General features: G+C 59.0%; 13 protein-coding genes. 9 read left to right on the top strand and 4 right to left on the bottom strand.

The annotated features are described in order from the left end of the window. Window positions 1–107: 107 nt before the first annotated feature. The 3 genes from fepD to fepC are packed head-to-tail and all read left to right on the top strand — an operon-like array spanning window position 108 to window position 2,892. Window positions 108–1,112: a Fe(3+)-siderophore ABC transporter permease gene (gene fepD / locus C1N69_RS05780; protein ID WP_155030831.1), complete on the top strand. Its 1,005-nt coding sequence runs from the start codon at window positions 108–110 to the stop codon at window positions 1,110–1,112. Then, a complete protein-coding gene (gene fepG, locus C1N69_RS05775) occupies window positions 1,109–2,101 on the top strand; it encodes an iron-enterobactin ABC transporter permease (RefSeq protein WP_155030830.1) in 993 nt (330 codons plus the stop codon). The genes fepD and fepG overlap by 4 nt, the downstream gene beginning before the upstream one ends. After that, on the top strand, window positions 2,098–2,892 hold the full coding sequence (gene fepC, locus C1N69_RS05770) for an iron-enterobactin ABC transporter ATP-binding protein (RefSeq protein WP_155030829.1): 795 nt from the start codon (window positions 2,098–2,100) through the stop codon (window positions 2,890–2,892). Before fepG ends, fepC begins: the two co-directional genes overlap by 4 nt. Before the next feature lie 82 nt (window positions 2,893–2,974). Here fepC and entF read toward each other — a convergent pair whose 3' ends face one another. Genes entF through fes form a run of 3 tightly spaced genes read right to left on the bottom strand, consistent with a single transcriptional unit; the run spans window position 2,975 to window position 8,251 of the window. Beyond that, window positions 2,975–6,832: an enterobactin non-ribosomal peptide synthetase EntF gene (entF, locus tag C1N69_RS05765; protein WP_155030828.1), complete on the bottom strand. Its 3,858-nt coding sequence runs from the start codon at window positions 6,830–6,832 to the stop codon at window positions 2,975–2,977. Further along, window positions 6,829–7,041, bottom strand: a complete 213-nt coding sequence (locus tag C1N69_RS05760) for an MbtH family protein (RefSeq protein WP_047957984.1) — start codon at window positions 7,039–7,041, stop codon at window positions 6,829–6,831. The genes entF and C1N69_RS05760 overlap by 4 nt, the downstream gene beginning before the upstream one ends. A 10-nt stretch (window positions 7,042–7,051) precedes the next feature. Beyond that, complete coding sequence (fes, locus tag C1N69_RS05755; protein ID WP_095452351.1) at window positions 7,052–8,251, bottom strand: enterochelin esterase; 1,200 nt, start codon at window positions 8,249–8,251, stop codon at window positions 7,052–7,054. A 144-nt stretch (window positions 8,252–8,395) separates the two neighbouring features. Here fes and C1N69_RS05750 point away from each other — a divergent pair, with 144 nt between their 5' ends. The 5 genes from C1N69_RS05750 to C1N69_RS05730 all read left to right on the top strand — a co-directional run bounded on the left by C1N69_RS05750 (window position 8,396) and on the right by C1N69_RS05730 (window position 12,920). Then, window positions 8,396–10,636 (top strand): TonB-dependent siderophore receptor, encoded by a 2,241-nt coding sequence (locus C1N69_RS05750; protein WP_155030827.1) that lies wholly within the window; start codon window positions 8,396–8,398, stop codon window positions 10,634–10,636. Between the two features lie 61 nt (window positions 10,637–10,697). Then, window positions 10,698–11,339 (top strand): enterobactin synthase subunit EntD, encoded by a 642-nt coding sequence (entD, locus tag C1N69_RS05745; protein ID WP_155030826.1) that lies wholly within the window; start codon window positions 10,698–10,700, stop codon window positions 11,337–11,339. Between the two features lie 158 nt (window positions 11,340–11,497). After that, the gene (locus tag C1N69_RS05740) at window positions 11,498–12,058 is read left to right on the top strand and encodes a hypothetical protein (RefSeq protein ID WP_059385643.1); all 561 of its coding nucleotides are present in this window, start codon (window positions 11,498–11,500) and stop codon (window positions 12,056–12,058) included. Continuing rightward, on the top strand, window positions 12,055–12,408 hold the full coding sequence (locus C1N69_RS05735) for a putative T6SS immunity periplasmic lipoprotein (RefSeq protein ID WP_155030825.1): 354 nt from the start codon (window positions 12,055–12,057) through the stop codon (window positions 12,406–12,408). Before C1N69_RS05740 ends, C1N69_RS05735 begins: the two co-directional genes overlap by 4 nt. Window positions 12,409–12,410: 2 nt before the next feature. Then, a complete protein-coding gene (locus tag C1N69_RS05730) occupies window positions 12,411–12,920 on the top strand; it encodes an Hcp family type VI secretion system effector (RefSeq protein ID WP_155030824.1) in 510 nt (169 codons plus the stop codon). A gap of 153 nt (window positions 12,921–13,073) precedes the next feature. On the opposite strand, the gene betT is transcribed toward C1N69_RS05730, so the two are convergent. Further along, window positions 13,074–15,107 (bottom strand): choline BCCT transporter BetT, encoded by a 2,034-nt coding sequence (gene betT / locus C1N69_RS05725; protein WP_025759672.1) that lies wholly within the window; start codon window positions 15,105–15,107, stop codon window positions 13,074–13,076. 128 nt (window positions 15,108–15,235) lie between these two features. Here betT and betI point away from each other — a divergent pair, with 128 nt between their 5' ends. Next, window positions 15,236–15,823 (top strand): transcriptional regulator BetI, encoded by a 588-nt coding sequence (gene betI, locus C1N69_RS05720; RefSeq protein WP_025759674.1) that lies wholly within the window; start codon window positions 15,236–15,238, stop codon window positions 15,821–15,823. Window positions 15,824–15,828: the final 5 nt, after the last annotated feature.

Raw genomic sequence — 15,828 nt, 5'->3', positions numbered from 1 at the left:
ACAAAGCCTTGAGTGTAATTCTACCCTTTCCATGGGCGCACATGCTAACATAGCCAAATAAGATAGATAACGATAATCACTATCATTATCAAATCATGGATGTTGCTATGTCGTTTTCCTCTTCTTCGGTGCGCGCCCTTGCCGTGCCCGTTTTATTGCTGCTGTTAATTCTGGCGATTGCACTCAGCCTGCTGGTCGGCGCGAAGCCGCTGCCTGCATCCATTATCGTTGATGCGCTCACCGGCACCTGCCAGAGCGCCGACTGCGTTATCGTGCTCGACGCCCGCCTGCCCCGTACGCTCGCCGGGCTGCTGGCCGGTGGCGCACTCGGTCTTGCCGGTGCGCTGATGCAAACCCTCACCCGTAACCCACTGGCAGACCCCGGCATTCTCGGCGTTAACGCCGGAGCCAGCTTTGCCATCGTGCTCGGCGCGGCGCTGCTCGGTTTGACCTCGCCATCTGAACAACTGGTGATGGCCTTCTGCGGCGCGCTGGCCGCCTCGCTGGTGGTGGCGTTTACCGGCAGCCAGGGAGGCGGCCAGCTGAGTCCGGTTCGCTTAACGCTGGCAGGCGTGGCGCTCGGCGCGGTGCTGGAAGGGTTATCCAGCGGCATCGCCCTGCTCAACCCGGACGTCTACGATCGGCTGCGTTTCTGGCAGGCCGGCTCGCTGGATATCCGCACGCTGGACACCTTAAAAGTGGTGGCGATCCCGGTGGTTATCGCCGCCGCCGTGGCGCTGTTGTTAAGCCGGGCGCTGAACAGCCTGAGTCTCGGGAGCGACACCGCCACCGCGCTCGGCAACCGCGTGGCGCGGACCCAGCTGACGGGATTACTGATCATCACCGTTTTATGCGGCAGCGCGACGGCGGTTGTCGGCCCGATAGCCTTTATCGGCCTGATGATGCCGCACATGGCGCGCTGGCTGGTGGGGGCGGATCACCGCTGGTCGCTGCCGGTGACGCTGCTGGCAACGCCCGCCCTGCTGCTGGTGGCCGATGTTGCGGGTCGTCTTCTGGTACCCGGCGAGCTGCGCGTCTCGGTGGTCAGCGCCTTTATCGGCGCGCCGGTGCTGATCTTCCTTGTGCGCCGTAAACGCGGAGGTGCTGCATGATGGCCCCGTCCCGTCGTTTAATGACCAGCGTCGCGCTGCTGCTTATCGCCATTCTGCTGCTGGCGGTCTGGAGCCTGCGCAGCGGCGCGGTCACGCTCGATTTTACTCAGGTCTTTAACGCCCTGCTCGGCAGCGCACCGCGCAACCTCTCCCTGGTGGTCACCGAATGGCGACTGCCGCGTGTGGCGATGGCGATTCTGGTGGGCGCGGCGCTCGGCGTCAGCGGTGCGATATTCCAGTCGCTGATGCGCAACCCGCTCGGCAGCCCGGACGTGATGGGCCTCAATACCGGCGCCTGGAGCGGCGTGCTGGTGGCGATGGTGCTGTTTGGTCAGCACCTGACGGCCATCACCTTTACGGCGATGGCGGGCGGCATGCTCACATCCCTGCTTATCTGGCTGCTTGCCTGGCGCAACGGTATCGACACCTTCCGCCTGATCATCATCGGTATCGGCGTGCGCGCCATGCTGATGGCGTTTAATACCTGGCTGCTGCTGCAGGCCTCGCTGGAAACCGCGCTCTCCGCCGGGCTGTGGTACGCCGGCTCGCTCAACGGCCTGACCTGGGGCAAAACCTGGCCCGCCGCGCCATTGATTGTGCTGATGTTTATTGCCGCACTGCTGCTGGTGCGGCGCATGCGCCTGCTGGAGATGGGCGATGACAGCGCCTGCGCGCTGGGTGTCGGCGTTGAGCGCTCGCGCCTGATGCTGATGCTGGTGGCGGTCTTGCTGACCGCTGCCGCTACGGCCATCGCCGGGCCAATCTCATTTATCGCCCTGGTGGCACCGCATATCGCCCGTCGTCTTAGCGGCACCGCGCGCTGGGGTCTGACCCAGGCGGCGCTGTGCGGTGCGGTGCTGCTGCTGGCCGCGGATCTCTGCGCCCGGCAGCTGTTTATGCCTTATCAACTGCCGGTGGGCGTCGTGACCGTCAGCCTCGGCGGGATTTACCTCATCGTCTTGCTCGTTCAGGAGTCACGCAAGAAATGACCGATACCACCTCCCGCCTGCGCGGCGAAAACCTCACCCTCGGCTACGGCAAAAAAATCATTGCCCGTGATTTAACCGTCGCGATCCCGGACGGCCATTTTACGGCAATTATCGGCCCGAACGGCTGCGGTAAATCGACACTGCTGCGCACGCTGAGCCGCCTGATGACGCCCGTTGAGGGCAGCGTATTCCTCGACGGCGAGCAGATCCAGCGCTTCCCCAGCAAAGAGGTGGCCAGGCGCATCGGATTGCTGGCGCAGAACGCCACCACGCCGGGAGACATCACGGTACTGGAGCTGGTTTCGCGCGGGCGCTACCCGCACCAGCCGCTGTTTACCCGCTGGCGTAAAGAGGATGAGGAGGCGGTGAACCGCGCAATGCGGGCGACCGGGATTACCGATCTCGCGCTGCAAAGCGTGGACACCCTCTCAGGCGGGCAGCGCCAGCGGGCGTGGATCGCGATGGTGCTGGCGCAGGAGACCGCCATCATGCTGCTGGACGAACCGACGACCTGGCTGGATATCAGCCATCAGATTGACCTGCTGGAGCTGCTGAGCGAGCTGAACCGCACGCAGGGCTACACCCTGGCGGCGGTACTGCATGATTTGAACCAGGCGTGCCGCTACGCCACGCATCTGATTGCGCTGCGCGACGGCGAGATTGTGGCGCAGGGCGCGCCAAAGGAGATTGTGACGCCAGAGCTGATCGCGCGGATCTACGGCATGCGCTGCATGATTATTGACGATCCAGTGGCGGGAACGCCGCTGGTGGTGCCTTTAGGTCGGCGGTAATTGCCGGGTGGCGGCTTCGCCTTACCCGGCCTACACTCAGCTCCCGTAGGCCCGGTAAGCGCAGCGCCACCGGGCAGTTTCACTACCCCAATATCCCCCTCAACACCGGTCCTATCTTCTCAAACGCCTGCGGTGAAATGATGTCCACGTGGGCACAATCCTGGCGATACACCTCCAGCTCCCCCACCCACGGCGACCAGGCCTGCTGCGGATCCAGCGTGCGCGTGCGCTCGGCAACAAACAGCGTCGCTTTACCCTCGAAGCGCGCGCTGTGTGCCGTGGTGAGCAAGCGCACCGCGTCAGCGTAGTTGCCCTCAATGGCGCTAAACAGCTCGCTGGAGCCCTGTCCCTGCTGAGCGGCGATAAACGCCTGTCGCTCGCGCTCGATTTCCGCCAGCACTGCCGGGTCGAGGCCGTTCGCCTCTTTCTCTGCCCAGTTCTGGGTTTCCGGCGGCCAGGTATCCAGCAGGCCGAGGAACGCGACGACTTCCTCCTGCGCGCGCAGACGCGCGGCAATGCCCTGCGCCAGCGTGCCGCCAAGGGAATAGCCGAACAGGTAATACGGTCCCTGCGGCTGCTGTGCGCGCAACGTTTTCAGGTGATGTTCGATTACCTCATCCAGATCCGCGCACTGCTGCATCGGCCCGTCCGGACGCGGCGACTGAATGCCGACGATTGACCAGCGCGGGCTGAGGTAGCGAGCCAGCACGCTAAACTGCCAGGCGAAGCCGGATGCCGGATGGAAGCAGAACAGCGTCGGGCCGTCGCCCTCACGCAGCGGCAGAAGCGTTTCATACCCCAGACGCTGCGCCTGCGCGTCGCTCATCGACGAGTCCAGCAGCGCGCTGAGCTTGCTGACCGTGGAGGCGACCATAATCTGCCCCGGCGTGACCTTGCGGGCAAACGTGCGGCTCAGCTGTGCCGCGAGGCGCATCGCCAGCAGCGAGTGGCCGCCAAGGGCAAAGAAGTCGGCTTCGGTATCGTTGACCTCGCAGCCCAGCAGCGCGGCAAACGCCTGCGCGACGCCGATTTCGGTTACGCTTTCCGGCGCGCGACCGGATGTTTTGCTGGTCAGCTCCGGCAGCGGCAGCGCCTTACGGTCGAGCTTGCCGTTGGCGCTTAACGGCAGCGCGCTGATTTGCAGCAGCACCACCGGCACCATATGCGGCGGCAGCTGTGCTTTGAGCGATGCCAGCAGCACGTCGCGATCCAGCGGCAGACCCGATTCAGAGACCACATACCCCACCAGCTGGCGCGCATCGCCGCCTGTTGCCGCCGCCTGATTGAACACGCAGGCGTGCGCCACGGCCTGGGCCACGTCCGGTAGCGACAGCATCGCCCGGTCGATTTCACCGAGCTCGATGCGCTGGCCGCGAATTTTCAGCTGATCGTCGCTGCGGCCCAGATACTCCACCGCGCCGTTGTCCAGCCAGCGGGCGACGTCGCCGGTGCGGTACATCCGCTCGCCAGGGGCGAATGGATCGGCGATAAAGCGGCTGGCGGTCAGATCCGGACGACCCAGATACCCCTGCGCCAGCTGGATGCCGGTGAGATACAGATCCCCCGCCACGCCAAACGGTACCGGGCGCATCATCGCATCCAGAATGCGCAGCCCAGTGTTCCACACCGGGAAACCGATCGGCACGCTGTTGCCGTCAACGGCCGCCAGTTCCGGGCCAAACGCCGGATACCAGCTGACGTCCACCGCCGCTTCGGTTGGACCATAGAGGTTATGCAGCGGCACATGGGTCAACGCTTCCCACTCACGGCACAGCGCCGTCGGCAGCGCTTCGCCGCTGCAGAACACCTGCTTAAGCGTGTTGCAGCACGCGACGTTTTCCGCCGTCAGCGAGGCGACAAACGCCGCCAGCATCGACGGCACAAAATGGGTAGTAGTCACGCCGTAGTGCGCGAAGAAGCTCTGCATCGCCTGCGGATCGCGGTGCGCATCCGGCCCGGCCATCACCAGCTTCGCCCCGGCGATAAACGGCCACCAGAACTCCCACACCGAAACGTCAAAGCTGCACGGCGTTTTCTGCGCCACCACGTCGCTCGCGTTCAGTGGGTAGTGATCCTGCATCCACTTCAGACGGTTAACGATGGCAGTATGCCCGACCATCACCCCTTTCGGACGCCCCGTCGAACCGGAGGTAAAGATGATGTACGCCGTCTGCTCCGGCTTCGCCAGGCGCAGCGGCTCAGCACCCGTGGTCGGTAATAGTGTGTTGTAACTAAAGGAGGGAATCGGCAGATCGCTAAAGCGCGAACGCTGCTCGTCGGTGGTAATGAGCAGGGACGGCTTCGCGTCCTCCAGCATCATCCGCAGGCGGTCGTCCGGGTAGCCGGTGTCCAGCGGCAGCCACGCGGCACCCGCTTCGACGATGCCGTGCAAGGCCAGCGTCAGGAACACCGAGCGCGGCAGCGCCACCGCCACGCTGTCGCCCGGCTTCACGCCGCGCTCGCGCAGCAGGTTTGCCAGTGCCACCACCTGCTCACGCATCTGGCGATAGGTAAGCTCGATGTGCGCATCCGCCAGCGCGGGGGCATCAGGCGTGTTGCTTGCCTGCTCCGCCACCAGATCGGCGAGCGTAGTGGACGGCAGCGCCAGCCCGGTATTGTTGATGCGCGCGAGCTGTGCGTACTCCTGTTCTGAAACGATCTCCACCTCGCCACAGCGCAGGTCCGGGTTGGCGGCAAACTGCATGAGCATCGCGTTCAGCCGGGCAACATGACGGGTAAGCGTCGCTTCATCATAACGCAGCTTACTGGCGAGGATTTCAATACTGAGTCCCCCCTGTTCATCCGGGAACAGCGCCAGTTCAAGGTCATTCACCGGGCCGGTCGCCAGCGTGTGGGTGATGGCCTCCACGCCGTCGAGTTCCAGCCGGTAGTCGAACACCTTCACGTTCAACACGGGGCCGAACAGAGGCTCGTCGCCCGCCGCTTTCCCGCTGTCGCGCACGATCTGCTCGGCGTCGTAGCGCTGGTGGCGGCGCATTTTTTTTAGCTGGTTTGCCAGGCGCAGCGCCAGCGAGGGCAGGCTTTCCTGCGGATTGATATTCACCGCCAGCGGCAGGACGTTGAGCACCGGCCCGGTCGCGGTCAGCGCGGTCGATCCCATCCTGCGCATGAAGATAAACCCGGCGGCGTAGTCCAGCCGTCCGGTGAGGCGCCCTAGCCACAGCGTCACCAGCGCAAGCGCCAGTTCGGCGCGCTGCACCTGCCCTGTCGCCTGTACAAGCCGGCTAAAGGCGCGACCGTCAGTTACGATTTTCAGGCGCAGGATATCCGTTGTCGCGGCACGACCCGGCAGTGGCGCGGAAGAGAGCGAGACCGGCGAAGGCAGCTGCTTGCGCTGTTCGGCCCAGAAGGCACCGTCGCGCCGCCAGGCTTCACTGTCGCGATAGCGCTGGTACTCTTCCACCACCTCCGCAAACGGCGTGAACGGAGATTCAGGCGTGGGTTCGCCCTTTTGCCATGCGGAATAAATTGCGGCAATCTGGCGGGTAATGGCCGGGAAACTGAAGCCATCCACCACCAGATGGTGATAACGCTGATACCAGTACCAGCTCTGCTGCCCCACCTGAATCAGCTGGTGAAACGCCAGCGGCTGGCCGCTGTCAACGCGCAGGTTCTGGTTGAGATCGGCCTCCATCAGCGCCATAGCGGCGTCATGCGAGTCGACGCGCACGATGGGCGGTTCCGGCAGAATGAAGGTTTCATCTACCCACTGCCATACCTCACCGTTCTCTTGCGTAAAGCGCGTGCGCAGGGTATCGGCCTGCATCATGCCTGCCGCAATGGCTTTTGCCAGCAGCGGCGCGTCGATATCCCCTTTCAGCTCGGTGTAATGCGCCACGCTCCAGGCGTTTGGCAACGTGGACAGCTGTTCCGCCATCCAGATACCCGGCTGGGCGGCGACGAGAGGAAGACGGTTCATGCGTTCCCCTTTGCAAAATGAGACGGTTCCAGCGTTTGCCAGCGTTCCGCCAGCCACTGCTGGCACGCTTCCTGGGACTGTGCCTCGCACACCACACGCCACCCTGCCGGCAGTTCGCACTGCTGCGGCCACAGGCTGTACTGCCCGTGGTCGTTTTGCAAAATGGCGAACTGTCCCTGCGGATTATCGAAAGGATTGCTGAATTCCATACAGACTCCGTTATTGAATAAGCGGCTGCCAGAGGGTTATCAGCCCCTGCGTCAGCCCCCCGCGCCAGCAAAGCGCGTCGTGCCCGCCGTCAACCTGACGCCAGTAAACCTGCTGTTGCGCATGCAGTTCGGCGTAAATCGCCTGATTCGCATTGAAAATGAGCGGCTCGTTGCGCCCGGCCTCCAGGACAATACGCAGCCCACGCGCGGTTATCTCCCCCGCTCTGAGTTGTTCGATAAGGCGTCCCTCCTGCTGCCCGCCGCGATGCGGCCACCAGTAGGAGCCGGACTGGCTGAGCACGCAGCCAAAACGCTGCGGCCAGTTGAGGCCCGCATACAGGGAAGAGAGTCCGCCAAAGCTTTGGCCCGCCACCACCGTACGGTCGGCGCGGTCGCTGAACGGCGCGCGTTTTTTGACAAGCGGGAGAAGTTCTTCCTGCACCGCCAGCCAGAAATCGGGGTTACAGGGCAGTTCGCTGTTGCGATGCGCCATGTCGATCGCATCGATCAACACGTAGACGGCAGGCGGCAGCTTGCGCCCGGCAGTAAGCGACGCCAGCGCAGGCCAGACGGGCATGCTTTCGGCCCAGAACTGACCGTCGAGCAGCACGGCCAGCGGGCGTTCAGGGTTATCGTCCCCGGTGGTAAAAATCCATACTCGGCGGCGGTTTTTCAGGCGCGCGCTTTCCCATTCAATGCAGACCGGCGCGTTGTGAGGGGTATCGGAATGTTGCCAGCCCGGCTGAACCGGTGCTTCCGGCATCTCCAGCGCCGAGACGGCATGGCCGCGCCCGCCGCGCCAGCTCTGCGGATTTAGCGGGTCAGACACCGCGTGCGGCAGCAGTTTTCGCCAGCCTTCACGCAGCGCCATGCGGTCCGGTTTCTGGCCTGCGAACACGGCGTCGGCAAAATCGTTTTCATTCACAGAGGGGATAAAACAGTAGCTCCCGCGCCACGCGGGGGTGAACTCGCCCTGCCACTGCCAGACGTCGGTATCAGGAATGCGTTCGAGGGATTGCGGGCGGGCATTCTGGTGGTGATCGGTCACGCCGGTGACGTAGAGCCAGACGCGTTTGATCGGTGACGTTCTTTGCGTTCCTGCCGGGTCACGCCACCAGAACGTGACGCGATATTTCCCTTTTTCCCGTGTCCATTCAGGCCCGTTTTTCGACTGCCACCACGCTTCACTGCCCGTTGTTAACGCCGTCACCCTTATAACCTCATGTTTAACAGTCTTTTTTGTTTCAGAGCAAATTTTATTGATAATATTATTGATAACTATTTGCATTTGCAATAGCGTAGTGGCCGCGCTGTGGGAAGCGCTCATAAAACAACCATAAAAGCAGGACGTACAATGAATAAGAAGATTCACTCTCTGGCCTTGCTGGTCAATTTAGGGATTTACGGCGCCGCGCTGCCCGCGCTGGCAGACGATAACAACGCCTCCGCGCAGCACGAAGACACCATGGTCATTACCGCCGCCGAGCAGAACCTGCAGGCACCGGGGGTATCAACCATCACCGCCGATGAGATCCGTAAAAACCCGCCCGCGCGCGACGTGGCGGAAATCATCCGTACCATGCCGGGCGTGAACCTGACCGGGAACTCCACCAGCGGCCAGCGCGGGAATAACCGTCAGATTGATATTCGCGGCATGGGGCCGGAAAACACCCTGATCCTGATCGATGGCAAGCCGGTGACCAGCCGTAACTCTATCCGTCTGGGCTGGCGCGGCGAGCGTGATACCCGCGGCGATACCGGCTGGGTACCGCCAGAGATGATTGAGCGCATCGAAGTGATCCGCGGACCGGCAGCCGCGCGCTACGGCAACGGTGCGGCAGGCGGCGTGGTGAACATCATCACCAAAAAGTTCGACGACCAGTGGCATGGCTCCTGGAACACCTACCTGAATGCGCCAGAACACAAGGACGAAGGTTCCACCAAACGCACCAACTTCAGCCTGAGCGGCCCGCTTGGCGGCGATTTCAGCTTCCGCATGTTTGGTAACCTGGACAAAACGCAAGCCGACGCGTGGGACATCAACCAGGGTCACCAGTCTGAGCGTACCGGCGCCTACGCCAATACCCTGCCGGCTGGCCGGGAAGGTGTGGAGAACAAAGGCATTAACGGAGTGGTCCGCTGGGACTTCGCGCCGATGCAGTCCCTGGAGTTTGAAGCAGGTTACAGCCGTCAGAACAACCTCTACGCGGGTGATACCCAGAACACCAACAACGACAACGCGCTGGTGAAAAAGAATTACGGCAAAGAGACCAACCGTATCTATCGCCAGAACTTCGCCGTTACCTGGAACGGCGGCTGGGATAACGGCATAACCACCAGCAACTGGGCGCAGTACGAGCACACCCGCAACTCCCGCCTGGGCGAAGGGCTGGCGGGAGGTCTGGAAGGCCTGTTCAACAGCAATAAATTCACCGACACTGACCTGGCCGACGTGATGTTGCACAGCGAGATCAATCTGCCGATTGATTTCCTCGTTAACCAGAACCTGACGCTGGGCACCGAATGGAACCAGCAGCGCATGAAGGACTCCACCTCCTTCACGCAAACCCTGCAGGGCGGCACCATCCCGGGGATGAGTAACGATCGCAGCCCGTACACCTCGGCAGAAATTTTCTCCCTGTTCGCCGAGAACAACATGGAGCTGACCGACAGCACCATGCTGACCCCGGCGCTGCGCTTCGACCATCACACCATCGTCGGTAACAACTGGAGCCCGTCCCTGAACCTGTCGCAAGGTCTGGGGGATAACTTCACGCTGAAGATGGGGATCGCGCGCGCCTACAAAGCGCCGAGCCTGTACCAGACCAACCCGAACTATCTGCTCTACAGCAAAGGCCAGGGCTGCTACGCCAGCTCCGATGGTGTGGGCTGCTACATGATGGGTAATGAGGATCTGAAAGCCGAAACCAGTATCAACAAAGAGATTGGTCTGGAGTGGAAGCGCGACGGCTGGCTGGCGGGCGTGACCTGGTTCCGCAACGACTACCGCGACAAGATTGAAGCGGGCTACGCGCCGATTGGTCACACCTCTTCCGGTAAGGTGCAGACCGATATCTACCAGTGGGAAAACGTGCCGAAAGCAGTGGTTGAAGGGCTGGAAGGCTCCCTGAACGTGCCGGTCAGCGACACCATTAACTGGACCAACAATATTACATACATGCTGCAGAGCAAGAACAAGGAGACCGGCGATCGTCTGTCGATTATCCCGGAGTACACGCTGAACTCGACCCTGAGCTGGCAGGTCCATCAGGACGTGTCGCTCCAGTCAACTTTCACCTGGTACGGCAAGCAGCAGCCGAAGAAGTACAACTACAAAGGTCAGCCGGTGACCGGCTCGGAGAAAGACGAAGTCAGCCCTTACAGCATCGTGGGTCTGAGCGCGACCTGGGACATGACCAAAAACGTCAGCCTGACCGGCGGCGTGGATAACGTCTTCGACAAGCGACAGTGGCGTGCGGGTAATGCCCAGACCACGGGTAACGCCACCACCGGCGCGTATATGTACGGTGCAGGGGCGTATACGTATAATGAACCGGGTCGCACCTGGTATATGAGCGTGAATACGCGTTTTTAAGGCACTGAAGTCAATCCTTCCCTCTCCCCTCAGGGGAGAGGGTCAGGGTGAGGGGAAAACCATGCACACCACCCACCGCACGCTCATTCTCGCCAACCACACCGTCCACCACATCACCTTCGATCCCACGACCTTCACCGAAGCCGATCTCCTCTGGCTCCCCCATCACGCTGAACTTGCAAACGCCGGACGCAAACGCAAAGCAGAGCATCTGGCCGGTCGCATCGCCGCCTCGCATGCTTTACCTGAACATACCGTTCCCGGCATCGGCCCCAGCGGCGAACCACTCTGGCCAGAAGGCATTTCAGGCAGCATCACCCACAGCGGCACGCAGGCAATGGCGGTTGTCGTCCGTCATCCCGATGCGAGGGTGGGTATTGATTGCGAAGCCATACTTCCAGACAGTGAAGCCCGGGAAATCCAGGACGGCATTATTGATGCGCAGGAAGCGATGTGCCTGACGCGTTCGGGCTACCCTTTCGCGCTGGCGCTGACGCTGACGTTTAGCGCCAAAGAGAGTTTGTTTAAGGCACTCTTTCCGCAAGTGAAGACGTATATGGGTTTTGACTGTGCCCGCATAACAAGACTTAATGAGAAAACACTTACGCTGGCCCTGCCCCGCCCACAGGCGGATTTTAAAGAAAACACGCAATTTACAGTTCACTGGTTACTTGATGGTAATCAAGTCATCACTTTGCTGTAACGCGCGTCAGGCATCGAAAATCTTTATTCAGCCACTCTTTGACTTCTTTTATTTCTCGTAATGCAAAAAACACTTTTTAGGAATATATCAATCTTCTTTTCCATTTCTGCAGGAGTAGGATAAAACCCCAATAACTACATTATTAAAATGGATTTATGATGCCGGTAAATGAACGCATTATTCCCACCTCAGGAACCCCGATTAACCCAGGCGGTATCCGACAACTCACCATCGGTGAGATAGCCCTCGCGAAGACGCTTTATGGTTACAGTATCCATTATCATCTGGTGTGGGTGCACAGGGAAAGTTATCTTCCTTTTAATCTCCAGCCTGTCGATATAGCGATGAGTCCCAATGGTGAGATGTGGTTTAGAGAAGAAACTTATTCACCTGATTTCTCTTTAGAGGACGACTTAGTTAAGAAACATAGATTTATGCATGAGATGATGCACGTCTGGCAAACACAAAAGGGGATGTTTGTCAGGACCAGAGGATTATTTTCCGGTATTGCTGACTATACTTATAGTTTAGATAAAGTAGATTTATTGCATTATGGGTTAGAGCAGCAAGCATCAATTGTAAGTGATTACTGGTTATTGAAATGTTTTGGCCTGGAAAAAAATCAGAATTTATTACAATACCGGGATCTGCATCTTAAAGAAACGCTCTATTACCTCCTGAGTAAATATAAAACAGTTTTAAAAGGATTTCCTGGATGAAAAAACTGCTGATTATTATTGCTATGAGCATTTTAATTACCGGTTGTCCCGGTGGTAAACGAGCCCCCAAAACACGACTAACTTTTATTAACGGCAATCACATTTGTTTCAGCACAAATAAAAATGACATTTTGAAATATTATACAATTTATTCAAGCAAAGCCCATCAGATAAGCATAGTGACGGGTTCCGGATACGGTGATTTAAACGCTTCCTATCCTGATACCTGTATGAATGTTAAATGGGAGAATGAACATACCTACGTAATTCACTACGGCTTAAATGGCAAAGAATATGTACATCAGTTCGATATTGATAAAAATGGCAAGCTAATAAATTTAGGAGAATGATAATGTCACTACCCGCTTACCTATTTCTCTACGACGAGAACGGAATGCTCGTTCAGGGCGAATGTATGATGCCAGGTCGAGAAGGTGCTATCGAAATCATGAACAGCAGCTATGGTGTAAAACAAGCCGTCGATAGCCATACCGGAAATATGACCGGAACACGACAGCATGGCCCGGTTACGCTGCATAAGCAATTAGATAAGGTCAGTCCTTTCCTTGCCATTGTCGCTTGCGAAGGAAGACGCCTGCAGAAAGCTATTATTAAATATTATGAAATTATTGAAGCGGGAGCAGAAAGAGAGATCTACACCATCACGCTTGATAGCGTGGTAATCTCATCTTTAGATTTTACACATGTATACTATCCAGGTAGTTCTGCGCCTAACATGCATGAAGTAGTAGGCCTGCGATTTCGGGGCATTCAATGGAACTATGTGAAAGGAAATATCAGATATGATGATGCATGGATGAAACCTGCGCAGAAAGAAAAACAGAATGGTGAATATAAATAAAATATTGCCCTTCAGTCCCATAGCACATTTAACGCCTGATGGCGCTTCGCTTATCAGGCCTACGGTAAACCGGTTTTGTAGGCCGGGTAAGGCATCGCCGCCACCCGGCATGAGGGATGCGACGATGCCTTTGTACGTTCTTCAGATCAAGCCTCAAACATCCGGAAACATCACGCTATTCCCCGGCGCTTCCCTGTGCAGATGGATAAAGTTCAGGTGCCGTTCATACTGGTCCAGAATGTCCGTAATCACCTGCTCCTTGCTGTAATCCATCAAATCATTTCCCTGACTCCCTTCCAGCAGGAAGGTCTCCAGCCGGTAGTAGGTCGATTTCCCGCTGCGCGCCCGGTAGGTGAATCCGGGTACCGAGTACTGCTGCGGCCAGATCTGGTAGACAAAGTTCTGCTCGTCGCCCATGTGCACCAGCAGATCCAGATGCCCCAGGTTTTCCCCCTCTTCCGGCGGCAGGTTTTTCAGCTCCACATAAGCGCCACGCAGTTTCAGCTCCTGCGCCACCTCCTCCATCGCCGGGAAACAGACCGTCTCCATCATCTGGCGGGTGTAGCGCGTGCCCGGGTAGTTCATCAGGCGCGACAGGCGTTTCTTCCAGCTCAGCCTGTCCTGCGCCCCCATCGGACGTGGCGCGGTGTCGCGGCTGGCGCTGACGCGGCGGTAATCTTCCACTTTGAGAGATTTATACAGCCCGGCCATCACGAAGAAAATGACGAAGCTGAACGGCAGCCCCATGATCACCGTGGTGTTCTGCAGGGCGGAAATGCCGTTGGTCATCAGCATGCCGAGCGTCAGCAGGCCGATGGCGACCGACCAGAAGATGCGCAGCCAGTTTGGCGCGTCGCTGTTGATGTCCTTGAGCTTCGAGGTGAAGTTGCCCAGCACCAGCGCGCCGGAATCCGCCGAGGTGACGTAGAACAGCAGGCCGGTAATGGTCGCCACGGACGCGCTAAAGGTAAACGCCGGATACTGCGCCAGCAGGCTGTAGAAGCCGCGCTCCGGGTGCGCCATCGCTTCCTGCGCAAAGGTCGCGTTGCCGTGGATAATCTCATGCAGCGCGCTGTTACCAAACACCGACAGCCACAGCAGCGTAAAGGTGAACGGGATAATCAGCGTGCCCATCACAAACTGACGGATGGTGCGGCCACGTGAAATACGCGCCAGGAACAGGCCAACGAACGGCGACCACGCCACCCACCACGCCCAGAAGAAGAGCGTCCAGTTGTTCATCCACTCCACCGGACGATCAAAGGCGAAGCTGTTCAGCGTCATGCCCATAAAGCGGTTCACGTAGTCGCCCACGTTCAGCACTAAGGCATTGAGCAGGAACGAGGTATCGCCCATAAACAACACGAACAGGATCAGACCCAGCGCCAGCGCGACGTTCAGCTCGGAGAGCACGCGGATGCCCTTATCCACGCCGGAAGTCACCGAAATAGTGGCGATAATCACCGAGAGGGCAATCAGCGCCGCTTTCGCCGCCATCGAATCCGGAATATCAAACAGCACGCTCAGCCCATAGTTGAGCTGCACCACGCCAATCCCCAGCGTGGTGGCGATCCCGAAGATGGTGCCGATCACCGCTGCAATATCCACGCTGTGGCCAATCGGGCCGTTTATTTTTTTCCCGAATATCGGGTACAGCGCGGAGCGGATGGTCAGAGGCAAATTATAACGGTAGCTAAAGTATCCCAGCGCCATCCCCATCAGGGCGTACATCGACCAGCCGGTCAGGCCGTAGTGGAACAGGGTCCAGACCATCGCCTGGCGCGCGGCCTCCATCGTCTGCCCCGCCCCTTCCGGCGGCTGCATATACTGCGTGACCGGTTCGGCCACGGAGAAGAACATCAGATCGATGCCGATACCTGCGGCAAACAGCATCGCCGCCCAGCTCAGCAGGCTGAACTCGGGTTTTGAGTGCTCGGGCCCGAGCTTTACGGAGCCGAAACGCGAGCAGGCCACGCAGACCACAAAGACGATATAGAGCGTCGCCGCCAGTAAGTAGTACCAGCCGAAGGTCTTCGACACCCAGTTCAGGGTGCGTCCAATCCACTCGGCAGAGAAGTTGCTAAAGAAGATCGTCGTCAGGGAAAACAACAAAATCAGTCCTGCGGAAGTATAAAAAACAACCGGATTGATTTTGTCCTTTTCTCTGTTTTGCGAAAGATCTGTCATCCAGTATCCCCACTGTTTTTGTAACTATTAAAATCCAAATCCGCAACAATTAAGACACATTTTATATTGAACGTCCAATCAAAAACCGCTTTAATGGTTAACCAACGCTGATGAATGGAGTGGCAATAATGCCCAAAGTGGGGATGCAGCCGATCCGGCGCAGGCAACTGATCAACGCCACGCTGGAAGCAATAAATGAAGTGGGAATGCATGACGCGACGATCGCGCAGATCGCCCGTCGTGCAGGCGTTTCCACGGGGATCATCAGTCACTACTTCAGAGACAAAAACGGCCTGCTGGAAGCGACCATGCGCGACATCACCGGCCAGCTGCGCGACGCGGTATTAAGCCGCCTGCACGCCCTGCCGGACGGCAGCGCGGAGCAGCGCCTGCAGGCGATTGTCGGCGGTAACTTTGATGAAACCCAGGTCAGCAGCGCGGCGATGAAGGCCTGGCTGGCCTTCTGGGCGAGCAGCATGCACCAGCCGATGCTCTACCGCCTGCAGCAGGTGAGCAGCCGCCGCCTGCTCTCAAACCTGGTGTACGAGTTCCGCCGCGAGCTGCCGCGCGAACAGGCCCAGGAAGCGGGCTACGGGCTGGCGGCACTGATTGACGGCCTGTGGCTGCGTGCCGCCCTGAGCGGTAAACCGCTGGATAAAAATCTGGCCCAGTCGCTCACCAGCCACTTCATCAGCCAGCATTTACCGACCGAATAACCGAG

The sequence above is a fragment of the Enterobacter sichuanensis genome, from assembly GCF_009036245.1.
Taxonomy (GTDB): Bacteria; Pseudomonadota; Gammaproteobacteria; order Enterobacterales; family Enterobacteriaceae; genus Enterobacter; species Enterobacter sichuanensis.
This window is presented reverse-complemented; position numbering and strand designations above follow the sequence as displayed.